Raw genomic sequence first — 22,751 nt, forward strand, 5'->3', positions numbered from 1 at the left:
GGATCGATGCAGGTGTCGCAATCCACACCGAACCCGGAGGCCCTCACCCGTTCAAGAACCCAGCACGCGTGTCACCAACGTCCCCGGACAACACAGGTAGCGCGTACGACCGGATCCGCTGATCGGCAGGCAGAGCCAGGAGAGCGGGGTCAGCTCCTCAAGACGGGCGAACTTCGCCGCTCATCGAGGTACGTCCGCGATCTCAGGCAGTCGTCTGCGGGGCACGGGTGGTGCTGTGCTGGTCATCCCTTTCCCGGAGGACCGTGCGCAGCCGGGAGGTTGTCGGCCGTGGGCAGGCCGGCGCCCAGGTCAAGAAAGTCCCGGGCGGCGAACTCACCACCACCCAGAGAACCGTCAACCGGGCTCTGGTGGCGAGCCGGGCACCCGTCGAACGCGGCATCGTACGCCTGAAGACCTGGCAATTTCTCCGCTGATCGCGCACCAGCCCTGAGCGCATGACGTCAATCGCCAGGGCCATCCTCACCCTGGAGAGGCAACGTTGAAGTGGCTCAAGGCGTGGGGCTACATGAAATTGTTTCTCGAATCGGAAATTTCGCCAACACAAGAGTCATATGCATACCGCTAAATCCGCCTCAGCGAATAACGAAGGGGATAATATTCGTTTCCTCCAAGATTTCGATCATATCCAGGCTTCGGGCAACGGCGCACAGTTTGTCATAATCCGCCGCCGTGATATATACGCGATAGAACTTTACGATGTGCGAAAAGTCATCCAGGGCCATTTCTGCCTCATCGTGCTCGATGACCCTGACGGATGAACTCAAGGCATTTTGGGCTGGGTGGGATACTTCCAATCTCCCTTTCACTTCCGTGATTAGGTCACTGAGGGCCGTTTCTGCCTCCTGCGGCTGCATTTTTATTCCTCTCCGTGAATCATGTCTACAGGATATTACCATCCGTGCCCCCCGGGACAAAAAGTCTCGAGGGGCACGGATTTTGCACAGCGCGAGCTATTTGGTACTCATCGCCGACTGGGGTTGATGTATGCGGACATCACACCGACAGGCTTACCGTCGGGCGCCGCGAAGGTGCGATAGAAAACCCACACCTCATACTTCGTTTTTTTGCGACTGCAGGAGCATTTCTTCTTCGAGTACGTGTACTTGATGTTCCATTTGCCGTCATACGTGCTGCCCCACTGGAAGAACCAGCTCCCCTTCTCCAGTGCCTTCTTGACATCACCGAGCATGGCGGACTCGCTGCTCCACGAGCTCCCCTTGCCCTTGCCGACGTGCTTGTCCCTGATGTGCTCGAGGCCGAACTTGGTGTACTTCTTGGAGACGTTGGTGCGGCTGCCCTCGCGGATGGTCTTCCAGTGGCTTCCGGGACTCCGGGACCACATGAGGATGCGCCACTTGTCGCACTTCTTGAAGGGGTTGCCCCACTCCCCGCAGCGGCCGTCGAGGTCGATGCCGTTGACCGGGTCGGCGCAGCCGTAGTCGTATGAGTTGCAGTTGCCTCCGAAGGCCGGGTCGGACTGGAGGAAGCGGCCGGTGGCGGAATCGTAGAGCCGCACTCCCATGAGGGTGATGTCGGACGGCGTCTCGCTGGAACGCTGCTTTCCGCCCAGCCAGCCGTATCGGGTGGACGATTGACCGTTGCGTGCCGCGCCGTTCTCGTCACTGTCGAGAGCGACGGGGGCGAGGGCGGCGTCCAGGGGCAATTGCAGCATCACGTCGCCGTGGATGTTGGTCAACTGAAGGACGGTGCCACCGGTCTTCGTCGTGGTGGCGCCCAGGCCGCCACCGGCGGCTGCGACGTTGCGCGTGACTGCACCTGTGGCCGTGTCCTCGACGATCCACCGTGGGCTGTCCCCGTCGCTCGCGTAGTGGTTCAGCTTTGAGGACGTCTGGGTCCAGGTGCCACCGCTCTCGCTCTCGGTCTTCCACGAGCGGAAGCGGAGGTTCGCGTCGAGGAGCCAGGTTTGCCGCTTGCTTCCGGTGGTCTGCTGGTAGGCGAGGTCGTTGACGTAGTAGCTGATGACCGTGCCGGGCAGGGTGGTGGTGCGGCCGAAGGCATCGTAGACGTGGCTGCCGCCGGCAATACGATCGGCACTGTCATAGGCAATCGCCTTGGTGGTGGCGCCAGTGCTGGTGCACGCGCTGCCGGGGGTTGCGGTGGCAGTCGTGGCTGCAGTGCGGTTGGACCGCTTGTCCAAGGTGTAGGTACGCCGGGTGCAGACGGTGTCCACCGTGTCGTCCACGGTGGTGAGGCGCCCTGCGGCATCGTAGCTGTAGTCCTGATAGGACCAGCCCGCCGCAGAGGTGACGCGGCCCTGGATGGACTCCTGGACAGTACTGCCGGCCAGCACGGTTCCATCGCTGGCACGCGTGTAGACGCGGCTGACGATCGCTCCCGTCGGATCCTTGTCCTGCCGCAGTGTGTAGCCGCCAGGCAGCTGTTCTGAGGCGACTATGCCATCGGCGTCGTAAGTGGCCGTGAAGGATCCGGCGATGGAGTCGGTGGACTTCGTCATCAGGCCGCGCGGCTCGATGGCTGTGTCGTAGCTGTAGACGGTGGTGGAGGGGACGGAGTCCGTCGCCTTCGCCGGACGCCCGAGCAGGTCGTACTCCTTGGTGGTGGTGCCACCATCGGCATCCGTATAGCTCACCTGCCGACCCAGCTTGTCGTACGCCCGGGTGATGGTTCCACCCGTGGTGGAGACCGTACGCACGGTTTCGCCGTTGGCAGGGTCGTACTCCATGGTCACCGAGGGAACCGCCTGTCCGATCCCTCCGGTGGTCGCCACGGTGAGGGGGCGGCCGGCAGCGTCGAACGTCTGCTTGGTGATGCGGGTGACACCGCCGACGGTCTCGGTGGTGTTAGAGGGGTTGCCCCACCAGTCGTACTCCATGGTGGTGGTGGGCAGCTGGGAGGGATTCGTCCCACCACCGGTGACCGCACCGGCCGAGGTGACGCTGCAGACCGTGCCGTCCCATTCGGGACGGCCTTTGCAGGCGCCGGTTCCGCCGGCGGTCCAGTAGGTGGTGACCTGCGTTCCCGCGTCGGAGACGCCGGCTCCGGGGCTACTGAGACGGGCGACCCGACCCTGGTTGTCGTAGGCGATGGTGGTGGTGATCGCCAGGCCTGCCGGGTCCTGAATGGACTGAGTGGGGTTTCCGGTGGTCCAGTCGTAGCGCATGTCGGTGACCTCGGCATCGGCCAGCAGGTCCGGATACTCGCGCACCTGGGCGCCGACGGTGGTGCGGGTCAGCAGGTCCTGCGGCGCGAAGGGGTCGCTGGTGGGGCGGCCGGTGTCGTATTCGTTGACCGTGCGGGCACGGGCGACGACGGGCGAGCCGGCTGACCGGACGACGGTGCTGCCCGAGAGCAGGTCCCGGGAGAGTTCCACTCGGCTGAGCGGACCGAGCTGTTCGGTCCTGCGCTGGCCGCCGCTGTAGGTGGTCCGGGTGGACAGCAGGGAGGCCCGCTCCGCGGAGGGCAGTCCGGCGATGCCGAGTTCCGCCTGCGCCGCACGGTCGTCAGCGGTCAGTCCCAGGGCGAGGGATCGGTTGCCGGCCGACAGGTTGCTGACGACGTTGCCGTAGGTGTCGTACTCGGTGGCGGTGATGTGGCCGCCGGGCATCGCGGTGTTGGTCTCGCGACCCGAAATGTCCAGGTAGTGCACGCTGCTGCGGGTGTATGCGCCCGCGGCCAGGTCGCTGCCGGTATTCGAAGCGGGAACGGAATCCGCCGGGAAGACGGCTGCTGCATAGAGCGGTGCTCGCTGCTGCCCCCACTTGCGGACCTCGGACGCCGTCATTGCATACGGGGCTTTGGTGCCGGAAAGCGGCACATTGTAGACAATGGAGGTGGTGGCCGTGCCCTGGGGAATGTCGGTGGTCCCGGGCTTGAGGCCCGACCGTGAGGCGTTCAGGAGCATGCCGTTGCCGGATGCTGCGTCATCGCCTGCGTGGCCGTAGGTGAAATTCCAGGGAAGTTCGCCGGGCTCGGTGAAGCCGGTGACGCGGCCCTGGGAGTCGTAGACGTACTCGGTCTTCAGCGCGGGGCTGATCTGGGGGTCCCAGACCTGGGTGAGCCGGCCAGCACTGTTGTACTTGTACATTTGGACCGACTTCGAGGTCGCCGCTGCGGCTCCCGGGGCAGTCGACCAGAGCCGGACCTCCTTGACCTGACCGGCGATGTCGCCCAAGGCACTACTGGTGGCGGTGGTGGCCGTAGCGTAGACGTACTCCAGTACTCGGCAGCCCTTGGTGGAAGGGGTGGCCGAGCAGGTCGCGGCAGGCACGGAGGACGCAGCGATCAGCTTGCTGGGCCGTGCGAGCGTCTTGCCGCCCTCGACCTTGGACTCGGAGACGAGGCTGGTTTCCGAGTCGGACTCGCCGATCCGGGAGACCGTGGTGAGCTGCCAGGTGGTCGCGGCGGGCGCGACCTTGTCGAACTTCGCCAGGCCACCGTCGTCGTCGGCCAGTTCGAAGGAAGTGGTGACCGATCCAGTCAGGTGCAGGTCCTCCAACCCCGGTTCGGACACCCAGCCCTTCTTGGTGGCGTCGGCCGTGAAGTGCACCGTGGTGTCGTCCTGCAGGACCAGGTCCACTGCGGTGTCGGAGATCTTGCGGAGGTGGCTGTAGTCAGTCTCCGTCTGCTGGGCGACGGTACCCGCCACCCACTCGGGGCCGAAAATCGCGACCTGCCCCTCCTGAGCCGTACCCGCGTTGGGGGTCCGGGAGGACGCCGTGCGGTTGACGGAGACACCGAAGCGGGCGGTGTCCTCCTCGACGATGGAGAAGTCGCCGGTCAGCAGGTTCGTAGTGCCAGGGCCCACCTGGACGTCGGCAGCTCCCTGGGCATTGCGGTCGACGACCAGCGAGACGGGCTCGCTGCTGGCGGAGGGCTTGCCGGGGCCGCTGAAGTCGGCCTTGATCTCAATGGCCCCGTCGGGGTTGACGGTGCTGACGGCGTTCCAGGACAACGGGGCGTTGCGGCCGTCGATGAGCGGAACGGGCCAGCTGGTGATGGCATCGCCGTTGAGCGTCACATGGCCGGCTGGGATCGGCTCCCAGGCGTCAGCCTCGGAGCGGCGCCACGAGAAGGAGACCTTGTCGTAGGAGGTCGCTGCTTCAGCGGTGAGCTGGAGGTGCCGGGCGGTGCGGTCGCCCTCCCAGGGCTGTATCAGGGCGCCAGGGCCGGCCTGGAAGTCGTACTGGACGACGTTGGACCTGTTGTCCGCCTTGTCCACTGCGCGGACCAGCAGCGCGTGCGAGCCGTTGTAGGGCGGCGTGATCGAGAGGGCCTTAGCGGCAGTGGAGCCACCGGTGGTGACCTTGGTCCAGGTCACGCCGTCGAGGGACCACTCTAGCCAGTTGTGGTCGGTGCCGTTCGGGGTGACGGTGAAGGTGCCTGCCTGACCGGCCCCCTTGACCCACTGCCCGGAGGGGTAGTCGGTCGAGGTGACCGTCTTGGGGATGGGCGGGGCGGTGGTGTCGACCGTGAAGGTCTTCCACGGGGACCAGCCGAGGTTGTAGTGGGTACCGTCGTAGGACGTGCTGCGGAACTTGTACGTCTTGCCGTTCGCGAGCATTCCCGCCGGCACGGTCACCGGGGCGGGCTGGCCGGCCGGCACGAAGGCGGAGCGGAGGATGGCACCGACCTGGGTGTCCGTGGCGGCGTCGAAGATCTGGTATGAGCCCTCGATCTTGTCGCCGTTGGGATCTACGAAGGTGTCGCGCAAGGTCGGCGTCAAGGTGTTGACCGTGTAGGCGCCGCCGTAGGAGAAGAACGGCGGGCCAACCTCCTGCTTGGTCCCGGTGCGCGGCCGGTAGTTGTAGGTGACGGTCAGCTTCGGCGGGTTGGCGGCCGCGTTCGCGGAGTTGACACGCTTCCACTGCTCGGTGACGGACTCGTCCGTGGCGCGCAGACCCATGTGGGACTTGGCTGCCTTCGCCGACGTCCACTCCTGGACCATGGTGGTGACGTCCGCGTTGATCCAGCCGTCGGGCTGAGCGGTGCACGAGGAGTGGCCGCGCGTTTCAGTGGAGGTGGCCTTCTTGGCTGTCCACGTCGGCTGGGCTGTCCAGCGTGCGGAGGCAGTCGCGGCACCGGTGGACCAGACCTCCCACGGTTGGACAGGGCAGCCGGAGGTGCTGTAGTTGCCGGAGTGGAAGTTCCACAGCGACAGCTTGGCGTTCATTACGAGGGCGTCGGCGATCGGCGCGGTGTTTCAGGAGATGAAGGAGCGGGCGGTTCGGAAGGTGCCGTTGGCGTTCTTCGTACCGGGGTTGCCTAGGTCGAGCTCGACATCGCTGGACCAGTCGACGGTCTCGCCCTGCTGGACGTAGGTGTCGAAGAGGTTCGACAGTGCCGAGGTCGAGGGGTCGATCGTCAGCGGGTACGTCGTCCGCGGGTCGGCGAGGAAGCCAGCGTCGGGCGTGATGACGAGATCTACACCGCCCTGGACCTTGACGACGTCCATCGCCACCGCGGCACGGTGGGTGTGCTCACCGGAGGCAGGGTCGACCGTGGCATCCCACATCACGGGAGCCGGCATGAGTGCCGTCTTCTTGGACTTCTTGTCGGTGAACAGGACACTGCCGTCTGCCTGCTGCTCAGCCTTGAGACCCTTGGTGCGCAGCGGAAGGGTGTAGGAGAAACCAGCCTCGGGCTGGGCCTTGACCTCGACGAACTGCTCGAATCCGGTGCGGGTGGCTTCAACCACCACATCCGCTCCCGGCACCGCGTTCTCGTAGGTGGCGCGGGTGCCGTCCAGCTTCGGCGCGGGCAGACCGCCGCGCCACTGCAGGGTGATCGCTTCCTCGCCCTGGCCAAGTGTGACGAGATTGGTCGCCGGAGCCGCCTGGGATGCGCGCAGGGACCGCGCGGGCGTACCGCTCTTGCCAGCGAGCGTCAGGCCTTCGGGGTGGGCCTTGGCAGCGACGGAACCGTCGGACTGTCTGGCGAGCTCGACATCGACGTCCCGCCATTGCATGCCCGACGGGTCCTTGAAGCGGACCTGCCCGGCGGACAGCTCCGTGGTGAGCGAGCCGTCCTTGTTCACCCAAGTGGTGGAGGTCTCGGTCCGTTCGGACAGGGCTTCCACCCGGTGACCCGACAGTCGGGCCGCGACCCGGGCCGACGCGACGTCAGCCGCCTGCGTGACAGCGCGCTGCTCCTGCTCCGCAGCAGAAGCCTGCTGCGGCTGGGCAGCGGCAAGTCCGGCGCCACTCAGCAATGTGACAGCCATGGTCAGGGCAAGACCGCTCGCCGTGAGGCGGGATCTCCCGACAGCACCAGGCAAACCGCGCCAATGTGGCGCCGGTATGCGAATAGTCATTGGTTCTCAGTCTCTTGAGGTGTTCATGCGTCTCTCTTGTGATGCAGTTGTGAAGATACAGAGTGACAAAACTCCTAATACTTTCAAATCTCCTAAAGTTCCGAGAACTGCCTGCGACTTACACGTGATCTTGCGCACTCCTGCGCGACAAACTCTTCAACATGCTCGGCAGGCCACCCGTCGGATGCGGCCCACAGGGGCCTCCCGGGGGCTGTCGCGCAAGTCCGCGCGGCTGCTGACGGAGGCCTCTCCGGCCAGCCAGCAGTGCTTCGTTAGGTCGGGTGGTGACCTGCATCCGTTTCAGAGGGGAATGTTCTATGAGGGTGGGTGAAGTCGAGGCGCTGTGTGGTGACTTGGTTGGGTCCGTCGAGGGCGTGTTCGGGTCGATGTCGCGTAGGGATCAGCGGCGGTGGGATGAGTGCTACCTGCGGGGCCTGATGCTGGACGGGCAGCGCAAGTCGGTGCAGCCGATGGCGGCGAGGAAGAACGGTGCCGCCCGCCAGAAGCCGAAGCGACGCACCACCACCGTTGTACGGCGTGACGGCCGGGAGCCGCTCGGGCTGGGCAGCGCGATAGGCATGATGATGACCGAGCGCGGCATGCCCGTCCCCAGGCCCGCATCCAGCGCCTCCGCCGGGCTGCGGTGACTGAGGCCGCCGCGCTGCGCCGGCCCCGGGACGAGAAGTCCGGCCGCCCTGTGGCAGCGTCCCAGCGTTCCGGCCGGGCCGCGTGATGCGGAACGGCCCGGTTGCGGTGGGCGTTCAGTCATCGGCCTCCGGATCGCGGGGCCCGGTCTGCTCTGAGGCCAAGGCCTAGTCGGCGTCGTGTGCCGCGCGCTCCTGGTTATTCAGCCACAGTGCGTTCCCGAGGCAGTACATGGCGACGACGCCGGCACCCATGAACGCGCCCCAGCCGAGAGCCAGGACGAAGAGGTTGGAGTCGGTGCGCTGACCGCTGTAGGCCATGCCCTCCGGTCGTGAACAGCCAAGGAAACCAGGTGATCCGGCCGAAGCCCGGGTCCGCGTACCAGCGGCCACCCATGCGCCACCCCAGTAGAGGGGCCGACGCGAAGCTCACGCAGGCCACGCAGTACATGAAGGCGAACAAGTCGTTCTCGATGAAGTCGTGCCCGTTGCGGATCCCGAGGTAGGCGATCCCGGGCAGGAAGAGCATGACCGCCAGGCCGAAGCCGAGCACATCTCCGCGCCGTCGAACCGGTCCTGCCGTCACGTTCTACCCACTCCTGCCGTCGCCGTTGTCCCGGGCACCGTACCGGGCACGGGCCCTGTACCTGGCCGCTTGAGCAGCGGTCCGGGATCGGCTGTCGTCTGCCACGAGAACGACAGTGGCTCTGCCATGACTTGTGTCAGTGGACATCGTCGGCGGGGGCGGGGCTGTGCAGGGGGCGAACCATGCTCTCGCGGGCGAAGCCGATCTCGCCACGCTTGGTGTTGGGGACGAAGCCGAGGAGCCCGTAGAAGGTGTGCAGTCGTTCCAGGTCTCCGCCGAACCTGTCGCTCGGGCTGAGCGTGATCGGTACCCCGTGGGCGTCGGCGGCCGCGATGAGGTACTTCATGATCTGGGTGCCGCGCCCTTGGCCCCGTGGGCTCGTGGTCAGGAGGATCCAGAACAGCACGAGGTACGGACCGGGATCGATCCCGAGCTGAAGGCGTACGCCCGGGAACCGGGCCTGGATCTCGTCGGCCAGGGCGTCGGCCCATGCCTCCTGCACCTGGTCCGTCATCGGTTGCCGCTTTCGAGCTGGGCGGGGACGCGGGAGGTCCGCAGTTCCTTGAGGTCGGGGATGTTGTTGTAGAGGGTGCCGGCGGAGACGCCGAGCAGGGCGGCAATGGTCTCGATGCTGTTCTCCGGGTTGGGGAGCAACGGCCCTATCCAGCCCGCCGAGGCCGAGGCCCTCCTGCGCGTCTGGGTCGACGGCGGCATCGATACCGGCGACGCCGCCCAGCGCCAGGCCCTCGAAGACCTCACCGCAGCCCACATGGTCACCCGCGGCGGTACCGGTGACAGGGGGTCGGCAGTACCGCCCACTGCTGACCCGTACGCGATTCGTGCGGCATTCGTACGCGAATAGTTCGCACCTCGTACGTTCTGTGGGTTAGCGTGTCGGCAGGAGGTGTTCCATGTCCGAGTTGTTCGACGCGGTGGATGCCCTGCTGGCATCCCGCGCCACGCTGCCGCCCCCGGCGGAGCGCAAACGGTTGCGTGCTGCGCACGGCCTGACGATCGATGAGGTCGCCGGCGCGCTGAAGGTGCGGCGGGCCACGGTGTCGGGGTGGGAGTCGGGGAAGACTGAGCCCCGCCCTCCGGAGCGTGACGCGTACGCCCGGCTGCTGGACAGGCTCGCGGAGCTCTACCCCGCCGTCCCGGCCCCGGCCCTGCCCGATGAGACCGCGCCCGCGCCGGATGCCCCGGCACCCGCCACGTTCACCGCCGCGCTCGCCCCCGGGCAGCCCGCCGAGCTGGTCTCCGCAGAGGGGAAGGCGAGCGCGCCGGTGAGGCCGCAGGTTCCCGCTGCGGATCTCGTGGAGGCTCCGGCGGCCACTCCGCGCACCCCGGCGAGCAGCACCAGGCTGTCGACGTCGCGCCGCCCCGGCATCCGGAAGGCCGCCCCGGCCGGTACCCCTGCGGGCGGCATGGATCCGCGGTTCTCGAACGGGCCGCTGGCGGTCGTCGACGTCGAGGACGGGAAGGTGCTGGCGTACGGCGTCGGCGGCCTGGTCCTGGACGTGCCCGCCAAGTCCCTGCCGGCCCTGGTGGAGTGGACCTTGGCTGAGGCGAAGCTCGGGCAGCCGAAGCTGTCCGGCCCGGGAAGGCCGGCCGATCCGCTGCTCGTACTCACCGAGGCTGCGTGCGGACGCTACGGGCTCCCCTCCCACCTGACGGCGGAGGAGAGAGACGCCGGGCGGGTCCCGGAGGGCCACAAGGTCATCAAGCAGCTGACCCGGGCCGACTGGAAGCTGACGAAGAGGGGCTTCGGGCCGTGGGCGCGGATCTACCGCCCGGCCAAAGGCTCGGAACGCCAGTGCGTCCAGCTGTGCATCCCGTCCTGGAACGCGCTGGACGCCCGGTTCTGGGGCGACGCCGCGCAGCTGTCGCCGGCGGAGCTCGCCCGCGTCCTGGGCACCTTCGCGATGCGGGTGATGACGCCGCGCGGCTCCACCGCGGTGACGGGTCTGGAGCTGATGACCGCGTTGCACCCGCCGACCCACGCCGTACGGGACGAGGAGACCGGCGCCCTGCGGCAGGCCGACACCAAGACACCTGGCTCGCTCGGCAGCGACCCGGTGGACTGCGCACCGCCCGAGGCCCCCGACGGGCACCCGGTCCTCAATGCCCTGGACCTGCCGCGCTTCCACGTCCGCGGCCCCTCCGAGAAGCTGTTCGAGGAGGCCTACGACTGGGCCCGGCCGATGACCGACGCGGAGTGCACCCTGCGCTACCTGGTCGGCCTGGACGTGAACATGGCCTTCGGCGCCGGAGCCAACGGGCTGACCGTGGGCCTCGGTGAACCCACCCACGTCAAGGCACCCGCATTCGACCCGAAGCTGCCGGGCTCGTGGCTGGTCGACCTCTGCCACGTCGACCTGTCCCATGTGAAGGCGGGCAAGGAGTGGTTGGACCTGGACGGCAGCCTGCTGCCCTCCCCGTTCACACCGAAGGGCGACCGCCCCACCGGCCCGGCCTGGTACGCGACACCGACCGTGGCGTACGCGGCGGAGCTCGGCTACGACGTCACCCCGACCGAGGCGTACGTACGGTACGACAACGGCCGCTACCTGGACAGCTGGTACACCCGGCTGCGCGACGCCTACCTCGCCACCATGGCCGACCTCGGCGTCACCACCGACCTCTCGCCCGAGGACTTCCTGACGGCGATGGACGGCTACAAGGACCGCGACCCGGAGCTGGGCATCGTCATCACGGCGATCAAGGCGACCATCAAGGGCGGCATCGGCAAGCTCCGCGAGCGCCCGCGCGGGGAAGGCTGGCGCCCCGGTGAGCGGTGGCGGGCCCTGGACCGCCCGACCTGGCGGCCCGACATCCGCGCGGCGGTCATCTCCCGCACCCGCATCAACCTGCACCGTAAGATCGTCAAGCACGCCGCGTTCACCGGCCAGTACCCGATCGCGGTCCTGTCCGACTGCGTCGTCTACGCCGCCAACGGAGAGTCACCGCTGGACGTCCTGCCCTACCGGGACGGCAAACCGCTCCCCGGCGGGTTCAAGCTCGGCATCAACCCCGGCCTGGTCAAGCACGAAGGCACCCAGACCGTGCTCTGGGGCGAAGGAGTGCGCGAGCAGTTCGACGCCCCACAGCTGAACTTCGCCCGGTTCATCAAGGACGGCACCGTCACCGACGCCGACACCGGAGAGTAGAAGAAGACGATGAGCCTGATCGGGGACGGACTCAACAAGGCGGTCCAGAAGGCTTTCACCCGCCCCGCGCCGAAGAGCGCGGGCGCGCAGATGCGGTACCTGGTCAAGCAGCTCGGCAGCACCAAGCCGGTCGCGCAGATGCTCCGGGTCTCCCAGCGCACCGTCGAGCGGTACGTGAAGAACCAGATCAAGAAACCCCGCCCCGACCTCGCCGGACGCCTGGACCGGGAGGTGAAGGCCCGGTGGCAACCGCAGATCAGGGCCAAGGCCAAGGCCAAGGCGGCGTCCACCAACGGCATCATGATCGACGTCCGCGCCCGCCTCGGCTACACCGCCCCGATCGGCTCCACCGACCAGGACCGCATCCGCCACCTCACCCTCGCCCTCCCACCGCAGCACGCCGCCCGCCTCTTCGCAGCCCAGGAGCAGGGCGCCAACGACGCCCGCCTCCAGGAGATCGCCGCCGAAGCCCTCAAGCAGGTCTACTTCCAGGACGGCGGCCGCCGTGCCGGCTCACTGGACGAAGTCCGCTTCACGGACATCGAGCACATCGAGTTCGACCTGTAGGGCTGTCCCCGAACAGCACGCCGGCCTGGACTGTGACGGAGCGCCTCAGTTGGCGGGTGAGCGGTCGAGGTGGGGGGGCTGAGTGCGTGCAGGTTCTCGCCTCTGCGTACGGCCCGGCGCCGCTCCCGCTCCTGCCGTACGGCCCGGAGTCGAGCCCGCGTCCGTCTCCGTGCCGGCGGGATCCGGCGCGCAGGCCGCGGCCGCCCCACGCCAGCTCGTTCCCTCACCTACGGCACCGCCCCGCCCCGGAGGCGGGCCGGACCCGGACAGTTCCCGCGCGCGGATCGCCCGGCCCGGCCTAGTCGTCGTCCGTAGCAGGCCGCTCCCCTCCCAAGCCTGCCGCACAGCCCTCACGCGCAGCCGTAACGGAGGGCGCGTGCAGCAGGCCTCTGCGGCACACCCGTGACGGCTGGGCGTGACGATCCGCGTACCGCAAGAGAGCGGGTGTGACCGAATCGCCGCTCTGGGTGTCAGTGCCGGCTGCTTACATGAGCCCATGGACACCGTGCACACGACCGCCGCACTCCTCCCGGACCCCGCCGAGCTCCGCGCGCACCTGCGCGCGCTCGCCGTGCTGGACCAGGCGATCTGCCGCGACCCGCGGTTCTCCCGCTTCTCCTTCTTCACCTCCTGGGAGCCTGGGACGGAGGCGGCCCTGATGGACAACGGCTCGGGTGACGACTTCTCCGTCCTCTTCGCCCCGGCCGGTGTGCTTGTCCGCGGCTTCGACCACGAGTCGGAGATGAGCCCGTACGGCACGGACGACGAACAGGTCTGGCCCGGTGTCATCGACGAGGTGCCCGCCGCGCTGCGCCCGCTCCTGTACGACCCGGCCTTCGTCGACGAGGGCCTCGGCGCCCCGCGGGTCACCGCCTGCCTGTGGTGGGAGACCGGCGGCAGCGCCTGGCGCACCGGTTCGGACATCGAGTTCCCCTCGGGCAACCCGGACCCGGACGGCTCCGGGCACCTCTTCCGCCTCCTCACCGACCGCTCCCCCGAGGCCGTCCAGGCGCACTTCGAGGAGGACTACGGGCGGCCCGTCCCCCTCGACACCGTCCGCCACGTCCTCGCAGGCCACCCCCTGACCCTTGAAGCCGCCCGCGACCTCAACCCGGCCGCCCTCTCCGACAAGACACTGCTCCGCCGGATCGCCGCCAACCCCGAGGTCGGGGCGTACCTCGCTGGTGACGGCGAGTTCGACCTCACGCGGACCGACCCCATCGAGTCGATCGCCCTTCCGGCCGGTCTCACGGTGGAGCCTGTGGCCGGCTGCAACGCGGGAGGCACCTACTACCTCTGCGGCCCGGCCGGCTCCGACCTCGTCCGCCCCGTCCTCTACACCGACTCCGAGGGCCAGGCTTCCCTCATCGCGGAGTCCCTCGCCGAGGCCCTGACCCTGGCCATCGTCCTCCCCTCCTGGCACGACGCCCTGGCCGGCTTCCGTCCCCCCGCGCTCAACGCCGACTACCTTGAGGACCACCCGGACCACCCCGAGGTCCGCGACCGCCTCCTCGCCGCCCTCCGCCTTCCCCCGGCCACCGAGGCCGAGGTCTTGGCCCGCCTCCTCACCACGGCCGCCCGCACCGTCCCGGACGGCTTCCTCCCTTCGGTTGAGGGCGAGGAGGACGCGGCCGTCGAACCGATGCTCCGTCTGCCGTCCGAGTAGGACAGTCCGCCGTGCGCCGCCTTCCGGACCTGCGGCAGCTGAGCGGCTACCTATCGGGCGGCGTCTGCGCAGGCAGCACGCGCACGACCGCATGGTCGACGAGCTGCCTGCGCAGGTGACTGTTCTCTGCCGTGGCCTGGTTGAGGGCACCCACCAGAGCCTCAGCGTCGGCGCCAAGTCCTCCCACCCGGCCGGAGCGGGCACCCGATACGTCTCCACCTGACGGCCCTGCGGCACCCAGTACGTACGCCAGCCCGGCACCTATCCACCCCTGCTCGATCAGCTTCAACACGTCGATCCAACAGGGAGGGAGCGGCAGACGGACCGCATCCCGCCGCCGGTCGGCACGCGGGGTGTCCAGCGCTTCGTGCTGCGCTGCGGTGCGGCGGGGGCCTGAGGCCGTGTGCGCGGCTGGGCGTCCGGGGCCCGTACCGGTGCCGGTGCGGTGCGCGGCTGCTCCCGCCGTACTGCGGACCGGCGGGGGCGGTCCGCGGTGGCCGGCGGGGTGGGGGAGGGCTTCATGACTGCCAGCTCCTCCGTGCCGTGCGGCTGTACACGGGGCGGGGAGAGGCCGGGGGGATCGGTACGGACTGCCCGGCGGGCTGATGGCGGGGCGGGCTCGAAGTGTGCCATTGATGGTGAGGAGTTGGGTGACGCGCAGCGGGCCTCGTGTCACCCGTCTCTGACGCTGGGAGCGCGCGGGCCTCCGCGCTCAACCGGGCCGCCCGTACGCGGGGATAGGGTGCGGGCAGACCGTGCCGACATGGAGCGTGCGGGACAGGTCCGGGTCTCTGGAGTACGGCTCGGACCCCTGGTGCCGGTGGCGGTCCTGCCCCGGCACCAGGCCCCCGCGTCCCGTCCACCCCGTGGTGCTGCCGGAGGATCGATTGCGGAACGGCCCGCGCCCCCGGGCGGTGGGCCAGGGGGGCGGGACGACGGGCTCACGGTCGAGGTCTCAACAAGTCGGCGGAACGCTGACGATCCCGCTGTTCCCGAATGGGCTGGGGCACAGACGATCGATCCCGTCTCTCTTGGCTATGGACGTGGCGAGGTCCAATGTGCTGGAAGGGCTACCGATCCGGCCGATCCGGAAGGAGGAACGGAGACGAGATCAAGAAGCCCTGCCGGAGCTGGACCCATCGCGCCGCTGAAGTACAACGCGCCGCCGGAGAACGTCGCGCCGCCGAAGTCCACCGCGCCGTCGGAGAACGTCGCGCCGCCGAAGCTCACCGCGCCGTCGGAGAACGTCGCGCCGCCGAAGCTCACCGCGCCGTCGGAGAACGTCGCGCCGCCGAAGCTCACCCCGCTGCCGGAGAACACCGCGTCGCCGAAGTGCACCCCGCCGCCGCAGAACGCCGCGTCGCTGAACATCACCGCGCCGCCGGAGAACGCAACGTAGCTGAAATCCATCAGGCCGCTGGAGAACGTCGCGCGGCTGAAGTCCACCGCGCCGCCGGAGAACGACGCGCCGCTGAAGTCCACCACGCCGCTGGAGAACGTTGCGCGGCTGAAGTCCACCGCGCCGCCGGAGAACGACGCGCCGCTGAAGTCCACCACGCCGCCGGAGAACGACGCGCCGCTGAAGTCCACCACGCCGCCGGAGAACGACGCGCCGCTGAAGTCCATGTCGGCGTCGATGATGACGCCGACCAAATCGAGGTCGCAGCCCTGCCAGGAGCGGTGAGTTCCTTGCGGGTGCCGGTAGTGGCTGCTGATGAGACGCAGGATCGTATGGCGCACCTTGCGGAAGGCCAGGTAGCGGTGGTGCTCCTCTTGGTCGGCGGGGTCGTTCCCCGGGTCGGGTGTGTGGGGGAGCTGGAGGTAAGCGCACAGGACGTCGACGCACGTCTGACGCTGGTTGTCGTCGGGGGCGTCGTCGGCGAGGCCGGCCAGGGCGTGGACCCCTCCGAGCCGGACGGCGGGTGAGTCGGAGCCGAGTTTGTCGACGGCCTGGGAGAAACGTTCGGTGTGCAGTCGGGTGGCTTCGCGGTGGGCTCCGGCCTCGTCGACGCGCTGGCGGCGGTAGGCGACCACGAGGGCGACGAGTGCGCCGGCCCCGGCCACGACGCCGAAGGAGAGTTTCACCAGGTCGAAGAGTGTTTTCGCGTCGAGCTTCGCGGTGGAATCGATCTCCTTGAAGTCGAGCAGGAGCACCAGGCCGTAGAAGATGCCGCCTGCGACTAGAACCGCGCCGACGAACGTGAGGCCGAATGCCCACCTGGGCTTCATCAGCCGTAGCTTCTGTTCGTTCGGGAAGGACCGCGACCTTCGACTGGTTGTCATGACGATGAGGACAGGGCGGGGACGTCTGCGGTTGCAGGTGGGTCAACTGGACGTTCGACCCGCTACTGGTTGCCACAGCCTTTGGTGCCGGGGATGCGGCGGACGACTTCGAGGTCGAGCCCACACTGGGCCGGCTCATGCACCACGGCTGCTTGGCCCGGGACTGCGAAGCACACCCACACCGGCCCGAGCCATGATCCACCTCGCGATGATCAACCTCATGCCCTGCAGACTCGCCGCCGAATCCACCCCAGCGTGGCGCAGCGCGTGAACCACCCGCAACTGCGCAATATGGGATGAAAAGAACGATGAAAGACCCTCTCAGGTCGCTGTGGCCCGGTCGACCGCCCGCGCCGCCTCGCGCTCATCCCGGACGCAGAGAGCCGGCCCCGCCTGTCCGCACCGCTGGATCCGGCCCTGGCCGCCCGGCTCGGCGCGCTCCTGGCCGATGTCCCCGCCACGGGCGAGCACCGCGCCGAGACCGGCGAGACCTACACCGCGCTCGCCACCGAGCTGGTGGTCGAGGTGCTGGCCGGTACGGAGTGCCACGGCACGCTGACCGTCGTACGGCCCTGCTGACGGGTGGGTGTGCCCCTGCCGGGTCAGCGTTTGACGCGGTTGCGGATGGCGAGGACGGCGAGGCCCAGGAGGACGGGTTCGGTCAGGCGTGAGGTCATCTCGATGTAGGTGCCGGTGGTGGTGAGGTCCTGGCCGGAGGAGCGGAAGACGACGGAGTTGAGGGTGGCGTTCAGGGCCTTTTCGAAGCGCTCGCCGGTGAACCTGTTGCCGCTGGGGTTCTGGGGGTCGTCCTTGTCGATTTCGAAGGTGACGTTGCCACCGCCGGGCGGGACGGTGCCGGTCGCTGTCTGGCTGGGGGTGTTCTCGGCGATGCCGAAGGCCATGAGCAGGCCGATGGTGAGGAGCATGGCGGCACCGAGCCAGGCCAGGGCCCGGGAGGCGCGCAGGCCGTAGCCGGACAGCGCCCAGTAGGCGGTCAGCAGCCATCGTTCACCGCGGGGGATGTCGTCGGCGTGGCGGCGCATCTCCATCTCCCCGTAGTAGAAGTCCGCCGCTCCCGGCTCGTGCTTGCCGTCCTCGAAGGCCTTGCGCAGCGCCCGGTACGCCGGAGCCAGATGTAATGGCCCCACCCGCCCGGCGCCCAGGACCGCTGTGTTCCAGCCCCGCACTGCGCCTGGCTGGCCGGCGCGCCAATGGTGTTCCTCGGCCAAGACGCGGCGCTTGGTGAACCGTACGGGTGGCCAGTGCCACCAGCGGGCGGGGGAGGGAGTGGTGTCGAAGGCGCAGTCGCCGTCCAGGCGGATCTGGTCGAGGTGGACGGTGCCGGTGAACAGGCAGGTCGACAGGTCGATGTCGGCCAGGACCAGGTGGGCGGCGTCCACTCCGCGCAGTGACGCCACTCTCACCGCCGGGTCGGACGCGCCCGTGAAGGCAGTCTCTGTCAGTTCTGAGCCGTCGTCGAGCACGAAGGGGGCGGGCTCGGCGGCGATGGTGAGGGGGTACTCGAACACAGCGTGGGCGAAGTCGACCGTGGTGTAGCGCAGGCGTATCTCGGCCGTTGCCGCCCAGCGGGTCCGCCGGCACTCCAGACGCCGCGCGGCGAGCCACAGCGTCACCGGCCCACCGAACGTCGCACCGGACAGGACCATCCGCCCAGCACACACCACAGGACCGAAGCGGTCCGCCTTTTCGAAGGTCGCGGATTCGAAGTGCGCATCGCCCTGGAAAGTCGCGGATTCGAAGTGCGCGTCACCCTGGAAGGTCGCGGATTCGAAGTGCGCGTCGCCCTGGAAGGTCGCGGACTCAAAGTGCGCGTTGCCCCCGAAGATCATGGATTCGAAGGAGGCGTCCTCGAAGACCGCGGACTCGAAGTGCGTTTCCCCACTCAAGTTCATGGGCGCGAAGTGGGCGCCGCGTTCGAAGACTGCGAACCTGAAATCAGCGTTATAGAGATTGTTGGGGACCGTCCAACTGTCAGCTTCCCGCATCTCGTCGAGGAGTGTCTCGGTGAAGGTGGTGCCTCGCAGGTCCATATGTGACGACCATTCATGATCGGCGAAGTAGGCGGCACGGTCGGTGTCGGACAGATGGGCGAGGCATCTGGTGTGGTCGGGGATGCGGATACCGCGACAGCCGACCGGATCGACAGCAGGGTCGGCGCCGTGTGCGCAGTGCGGCCAGGCTGGTGGTTGAGGTGTGCTCATGGTGTGGCGGCTCCAGGGTGTCAGGTATGCGGCCAGGACCCGATGCGGCTCGTGTACGCGGCTCCGGCCGGCAGTCCCGCGCGTACGGTGCAGCAACGGTAGTCGCGGACTGACCGGCATGACAGGGCAGTTGAGGTGGGAGCGCACCGTGGGCCGTGCCCGATCGCCCCGGCCGCAGAAGGCCAGCCCCGCCTGTCCTCCCCGCGACGGGGGAGCACCGCGCCGAGGAGGTCGAGACCTACACCGCTCTCGCCACCGAGCTGGTGGTCGAGGCGCTGGCCGGTACGGGCCGCCCTCCGAGCGGGGCCCGGTCGCCGCGATAGTTCAGTAGTCCTCCCGCTCGGAGGGCGGCCCGAACCGCTTGATGGACCAGCAGGTGCAGTTCCCGCCCTCGTACAGCTCTTCGTCGCACTCTTCGTGGTGCTCCCGCACCGCCCGCCTCACCGGGGCCACCGGCGGCGCCGGCTGCGGGGCGGGCGGCTCCGGTGAGGCTTCGGGCGCCGGAGCCGGGCCCGCCCACTCCATGCCCAGCCCGGCGAGGGCGGCGCGCTGCTCCGCGGTGAGTTTGTCCCGCCGGCTCTTGGTGTTCGACAGCCATACCCCGAGTTTCACCGGCGCCGTGTCGCCGTCGACCACGATGTCCACCACCGCCCCGCGCGGGACGGGGCGTTGTCCCTCCTCCACCCACCGCTCCAGGGCCGCCAGACCCCGCTGGAACGCCTCCTGCGCCCTGCTCGGGCCCTTGTCGCCCTTGGTCGACGCCTTCGTCGTACGGGCTGCTGCCGTGGCCGGAGAGGGCAGTTCAGCGATGTGGATGCCGAGCTTGGCCAGGCGTTCGCGCTGCTGGGGCATCAGCTGGGCCTGGACGCCCGCGTTCTGCTGCTTCCACCGCCAGGCCTCGATGTCGTCGCCGTCCATGAGTACGCCGGGGGCGATGTACGGGAGGGCCCCGTCGGCGTCGACGAGGTCGGCGAGCACGCGGTAGTGCCGTTGCCAGTTCAGCGACCACGGGCAGAGCCAGTCCTCATCGATCGCCGACAGCTGCGCCGCCCGCTTCTCGGCCCGGTCCGGGTCTTTGCCGAGCCCGCCCTTGCGCCGGAGGTTGGCCAGGTGCTGCCCGATCGGTACGGGGCTGCCGCCGGCCGGGTCGTCCCACACGGCGTCCTGCCTCGGTGCGAGGTGCCCGGTGGCCTGCCGGTAGGACCGGAGCGCGGCGAGCTTGTTCTCCCAGGCTTCCTCGCCGGGCTCCCAGACCATCCCGGCCTCGGGTGCGTCCAAGAGGGTCTTGCGCCGTTCTTCCAGCTCTTCGCCCCGCAGGGATTTCCGCTGTTGGTGGACCCATCGGCCAAGCGGGAACGATTTCGTGACCCCGACCTCGGTCTCGACGTCGTAGGGGACGGCGTGGACGCCGGTGATCTCGTTCTCCCTGCGCCACCGGATGAGCGCCTGGTAGCCCTCCAGCCAGACCAGGGACTCCGGCCGGTAGATCCGGGTACGGAGAAACGCCGCGATCGTGGCGGCGTCGCGCGGGCTGGAGAAGTGCAGCAGCGCCGATTCGGCGGCGGCGTTGGTGTCGTCGTGCTCCTGGTCCTCGCTGCCGTTCTGGCCGCTGGTCCCGATGATCCGCCCGTCCTTGTTGCGCTGTAGGTGAATCTTGCGCTTGCCGCTGGTGAGCGCGCGGGAGGCGAGTTGCTCGACCAGGCGCTCATCGTGGCTGCGCAGCCCTTGGAGGACGGCCACGAGCGGCTTGAAGCTGGCGCTGGCGACCATGTCGGTGGGGTCCTCGTTCGGTTCCAGGAAGACCGGCACGATGATCCTGGCGACCTTCGTGCTGCCGTCCTTGTTGAGGCGGAGCGCGCGGCCGATGTTCTGGACGATCTCGACCTGGGAGCCGCGGGTGTCCGCGAAGCACACGGCCTCGACTCCGCGCTCGCCGGTGATGTCGACGCCTTCTCCGAGGACGCGAACGCTGGCGAGGAACGCGCGGTGTACCCGGCGTCCGGCGGCGTTGATGCCGTTGGCGAACTGGCGCAGCGCTTCGCGCCGCTCGGCGACGGTGTGGTCGCCGCACAGCCATGCGGACCAGACGCGGTTCGGGGGTACGTGGCGGCCGGCCTCCAGCTCGTAGAAGTCCGCGTCGATTGACGACTTCGGCAGCTTGTCGGCGGCGGCCAGGTCCTTGTCGGACGTGTCGTTCAGGTACAGGTCGGCGGCTGTCTCGGGGAGCTTGTCCGCGAACGCGCGGGCTCTTCGACCTTCTGGTGGAACGTCATGACCGTACGCAGGTTGTACGCTGCCGCGTGCTCCAGAAGTGCGGTCTGCAGCAGGGCCAGGCGGCGGCCGCGCCGTGCCTCTTCGGTCTCGCCGACTACGGGGGCGGGGTCGCGGATTTCGAGTACGTCGATCTCGAATCCGGCGAGGATTTCCCGTTCGATGGCCTCTGAGAGCCCTAGTTCGGCGCCGGGGAGCCAGGCGCCGAAGAGGCCGTCGGGGTCATCGGCCATGCTCGCGATCTCCGCCTCCTGGCCGTTGGCACCCTTCTGGGGGCGGGCGGCCGCGAGGATGCGCGGGGTCGCGGTGAGGTAGAGCCGGAAGTCGGAGGGGATGCGCCGGTTGTCGTGGATCGCCGCCCGCGGACGCCCGAGCTCCCCAGTGGTTGAGTGCGCTTCGTCCACGATGGTCAGGTCGAACGGGGCCATCCGCTGCCCGTACAGGCGCTCTCCGCCCGCCAGAGCCGCCTCCAGCGGCCCCCGGACCTTCCGCTGCTCCTCAGGTGCGTTGACGTCCTCGCGGTCCACCAGGGAGGCGTACGTGGCGAGCACGACCACGGGCCCGGACCCGGCCCACAGGGCCAGCTGGATCGGGTTCGTGGTGGTCCGTACACCCAGCGAGTTGAGCACCGCGTCGTTCTCCAGCGAGCACACCGCGACCATCGGCGCCCGGTGCCCCACCGCCCGCCACGCCTGGGCGGTCTGCGCGAGCAGGTCCAGGGTCGGCACCATCACGAGGATCCGGCCGTCCGGGAAGCACTCCAGAGCGCTCGCGGCGGCCATGATCGTCTTTCCGGAGCCGGTCGCTGACACGATCGTGCCCCGAGCACCCTGCGGGGGCACAGGTGATCTTGCAGGGAATCCCACCCATTTCCGCACTGCCGATTTCTGGTTCAGCTGGTGTTTCTTGAGCTTTACCCCGAGCATTCCTACACCTGTTCTCTCTTCGGTTCCGGCGTGTTTTCCGTGTAGTCAGCGCGGGGTGAACGGGGGTACGGAGACGGTGCCGTCGTCGCTCAGGACGGCGCTCTCGGCGATCTGGGCCACGACCTGGTCCGGGGTCAGGCCGGTCCGGGCGGCGAGCGCCCGGATGAGGCGTCCTGCCCGCGCGGACAGCCAGACGTCGGCCCGCAGCCCATCTGAGACCTGCTCCCGGTGCGCAGCGTGGCGGGCAAGGAACTGGGCCCGCCTGTCCTCCCGTTCCTGTGCCCAGAGGGTGCCTTCGGCGTCCCGCTCGGGCTCGTAGGTGCCCCACCCGGATGCCTGCATCAGGGCCAGGATCCGGCGCCACTCGGCGTGCCGGGCGGCCCACCGTTCCGCGAGTTCCTCCGGGTCCCAGCCGAACGGCTCCTGCACCCGGCTCGACGGCGACCGCAGCTCCTCCAAGGTCTCCCGCTCCCGGACGGCTGCCTCGGAGACGGCTTCAGTCACCTGCGCGAGAGTCAGGCCCCCCGCGCTGCTGCGGCGTACGAGATCACGCGCCAGGTCCTCGGAACTCCAGATCATCGCCGCGCTCCCTCTGTAACCTCACGATGGATTTCCCTCCGCGCCTCAAAGCGCCTTTCAAACCCCAGAGCATTCAAAGCTTCCTCGTTCCCTCACCGCCTCCACCACACAGGTTGGAGGGTGTCCTGAACTTCCGCCAATGCTACATGTGCATCTCCGGATGCACCCGCTATACTGAAACCCCAACCCGAACGAGCGACCCCCACCCCTGTAGCCAGCCCGGCCCGCATCGCGGGCCCTGAAGGTTCTGGAGGCGCAGCCGGAAGGACCGCCCGACGGGGGAGCGCAGCGGACCCGCCAGGAGCGCCCCGCGCTCCTCCCAACTCCCGCACTGGAGGCCCCACTAGCCGCACCACCACACCCGCAGCCGGGGCCGCGCACCGCGCGGGCCAGCCGGGCGCGCAGCGGCCGGCCCCACTGCCTCCAGGAGCGCAGCGGAGGGAGGCGCCCCCGCATCGCGGGGGCCAAGGGAGCGCAGCGACCGCCCCGCTTGCACAGCGCGCAGCGCTGTGGTACCCGCTCCGCGGG

Annotated in this window: 12 protein-coding genes and 5 pseudogenes; 7 read left to right on the plus strand and 10 right to left on the minus strand. The window is 68.8% G+C overall.

Translation table 11 applies throughout. From position 1 onward, the window contains the following. Positions 1 to 308 precede the first annotated feature (308 nt). A pseudogene (locus tag ACIRR8_RS32825) lies at positions 309 to 503 on the plus strand (transposase family protein); the annotation flags it as partial. 90 nt (positions 504 to 593) lie between these two features. On the opposite strand, the gene ACIRR8_RS32830 reads toward ACIRR8_RS32825, so the two are convergent. Together ACIRR8_RS32830 and ACIRR8_RS32835 are read right to left on the minus strand one after the other, a co-directional pair. After that, entirely contained in the window at positions 594 to 875 is a 282-nt protein-coding gene (locus tag ACIRR8_RS32830; RefSeq protein WP_404071716.1) for a hypothetical protein, read from the minus strand. A gap of 107 nt (positions 876 to 982) precedes the next feature. Continuing rightward, positions 983 to 7,222: pseudogene (locus ACIRR8_RS32835) on the minus strand (DNRLRE domain-containing protein). Between the two features lie 407 nt (positions 7,223 to 7,629). Here ACIRR8_RS32835 and ACIRR8_RS32840 point away from each other — a divergent pair. After that, a pseudogene (locus ACIRR8_RS32840) lies at positions 7,630 to 7,794 on the plus strand (transposase); the annotation flags it as partial. Between the two features lie 330 nt (positions 7,795 to 8,124). Here ACIRR8_RS32840 and ACIRR8_RS32845 read toward each other — a convergent pair. The 3 genes from ACIRR8_RS32845 to ACIRR8_RS32855 all read right to left on the minus strand — a co-directional run bounded on the left by ACIRR8_RS32845 (position 8,125) and on the right by ACIRR8_RS32855 (position 9,196). Further along, positions 8,125 to 8,277: a hypothetical protein gene (locus ACIRR8_RS32845; protein WP_404071718.1), complete on the minus strand. Its 153-nt coding sequence runs from the start codon at positions 8,275 to 8,277 to the stop codon at positions 8,125 to 8,127. Positions 8,278 to 8,678: 401 nt separating this feature from the next. Then, positions 8,679 to 9,056, minus strand: coding sequence for a hypothetical protein (locus tag ACIRR8_RS32850; RefSeq protein ID WP_404071719.1), 378 nt, complete (start codon positions 9,054 to 9,056; stop codon positions 8,679 to 8,681). Beyond that, positions 9,053 to 9,196 (minus strand): hypothetical protein, encoded by a 144-nt coding sequence (locus ACIRR8_RS32855; RefSeq protein ID WP_404071721.1) that lies wholly within the window; start codon positions 9,194 to 9,196, stop codon positions 9,053 to 9,055. Before ACIRR8_RS32855 ends, ACIRR8_RS32850 begins: the two co-directional genes overlap by 4 nt. 257 nt (positions 9,197 to 9,453) lie before the next feature. Between ACIRR8_RS32855 and tap the strand changes: the two genes are divergently transcribed. From tap to ACIRR8_RS32870, 3 genes are all read left to right on the plus strand, one after another. Continuing rightward, a complete protein-coding gene (gene tap / locus ACIRR8_RS32860; RefSeq protein WP_404071723.1) occupies positions 9,454 to 11,709 on the plus strand; it encodes a telomere-associated protein Tap in 2,256 nt (751 codons plus the stop codon). Positions 11,710 to 11,718: 9 nt separating this feature from the next. Beyond that, entirely contained in the window at positions 11,719 to 12,276 is a 558-nt protein-coding gene (tpg, locus tag ACIRR8_RS32865) for a telomere-protecting terminal protein Tpg (protein WP_404071724.1), read from the plus strand. A 496-nt stretch (positions 12,277 to 12,772) separates the two neighbouring features. Further along, positions 12,773 to 13,942: a hypothetical protein gene (locus ACIRR8_RS32870; RefSeq protein ID WP_404071726.1), complete on the plus strand. Its 1,170-nt coding sequence runs from the start codon at positions 12,773 to 12,775 to the stop codon at positions 13,940 to 13,942. A 1,035-nt stretch (positions 13,943 to 14,977) separates the two neighbouring features. Here the strand turns inward: ACIRR8_RS32870 and ACIRR8_RS32875 are convergent. Beyond that, complete coding sequence (locus ACIRR8_RS32875) at positions 14,978 to 16,171, minus strand: pentapeptide repeat-containing protein (RefSeq protein ID WP_404071728.1); 1,194 nt, start codon at positions 16,169 to 16,171, stop codon at positions 14,978 to 14,980. A 167-nt stretch (positions 16,172 to 16,338) separates the two neighbouring features. Here ACIRR8_RS32875 and ACIRR8_RS32880 point away from each other — a divergent pair. Next, positions 16,339 to 16,496: pseudogene (locus tag ACIRR8_RS32880) on the plus strand (IS5/IS1182 family transposase); the annotation flags it as partial. A 50-nt stretch (positions 16,497 to 16,546) separates the two neighbouring features. On the opposite strand, the gene ACIRR8_RS32885 reads toward ACIRR8_RS32880, so the two are convergent. Next, positions 16,547 to 16,774: a hypothetical protein gene (locus ACIRR8_RS32885; RefSeq protein ID WP_404071730.1), complete on the minus strand. Its 228-nt coding sequence runs from the start codon at positions 16,772 to 16,774 to the stop codon at positions 16,547 to 16,549. A gap of 53 nt (positions 16,775 to 16,827) precedes the next feature. Beyond that, positions 16,828 to 18,138: a pentapeptide repeat-containing protein gene (locus tag ACIRR8_RS32890; RefSeq protein ID WP_404071732.1), complete on the minus strand. Its 1,311-nt coding sequence runs from the start codon at positions 18,136 to 18,138 to the stop codon at positions 16,828 to 16,830. A gap of 464 nt (positions 18,139 to 18,602) precedes the next feature. Here ACIRR8_RS32890 and ACIRR8_RS32895 point away from each other — a divergent pair, with 464 nt between their 5' ends. After that, entirely contained in the window at positions 18,603 to 18,770 is a 168-nt protein-coding gene (locus ACIRR8_RS32895; RefSeq protein ID WP_404071734.1) for a hypothetical protein, read from the plus strand. 1 nt (position 18,771) lies between these two features. Here the strand turns inward: ACIRR8_RS32895 and ACIRR8_RS32900 are convergent. Both ACIRR8_RS32900 and ACIRR8_RS32905 read right to left on the minus strand, forming a co-directional pair. Beyond that, positions 18,772 to 21,644, minus strand: a pseudogene (locus ACIRR8_RS32900) (Helicase associated domain protein). A 45-nt stretch (positions 21,645 to 21,689) separates the two neighbouring features. Continuing rightward, the gene (locus tag ACIRR8_RS32905) at positions 21,690 to 22,223 is read right to left on the minus strand and encodes a hypothetical protein (RefSeq protein WP_404071735.1); all 534 of its coding nucleotides are present in this window, start codon (positions 22,221 to 22,223) and stop codon (positions 21,690 to 21,692) included. Positions 22,224 to 22,751: the final 528 nt, after the last annotated feature.

The sequence above is a fragment of the Streptomyces sp. NPDC101178 genome, from assembly GCF_044767965.1.
Classification (GTDB): domain Bacteria; phylum Actinomycetota; class Actinomycetes; order Streptomycetales; family Streptomycetaceae; genus Streptomyces.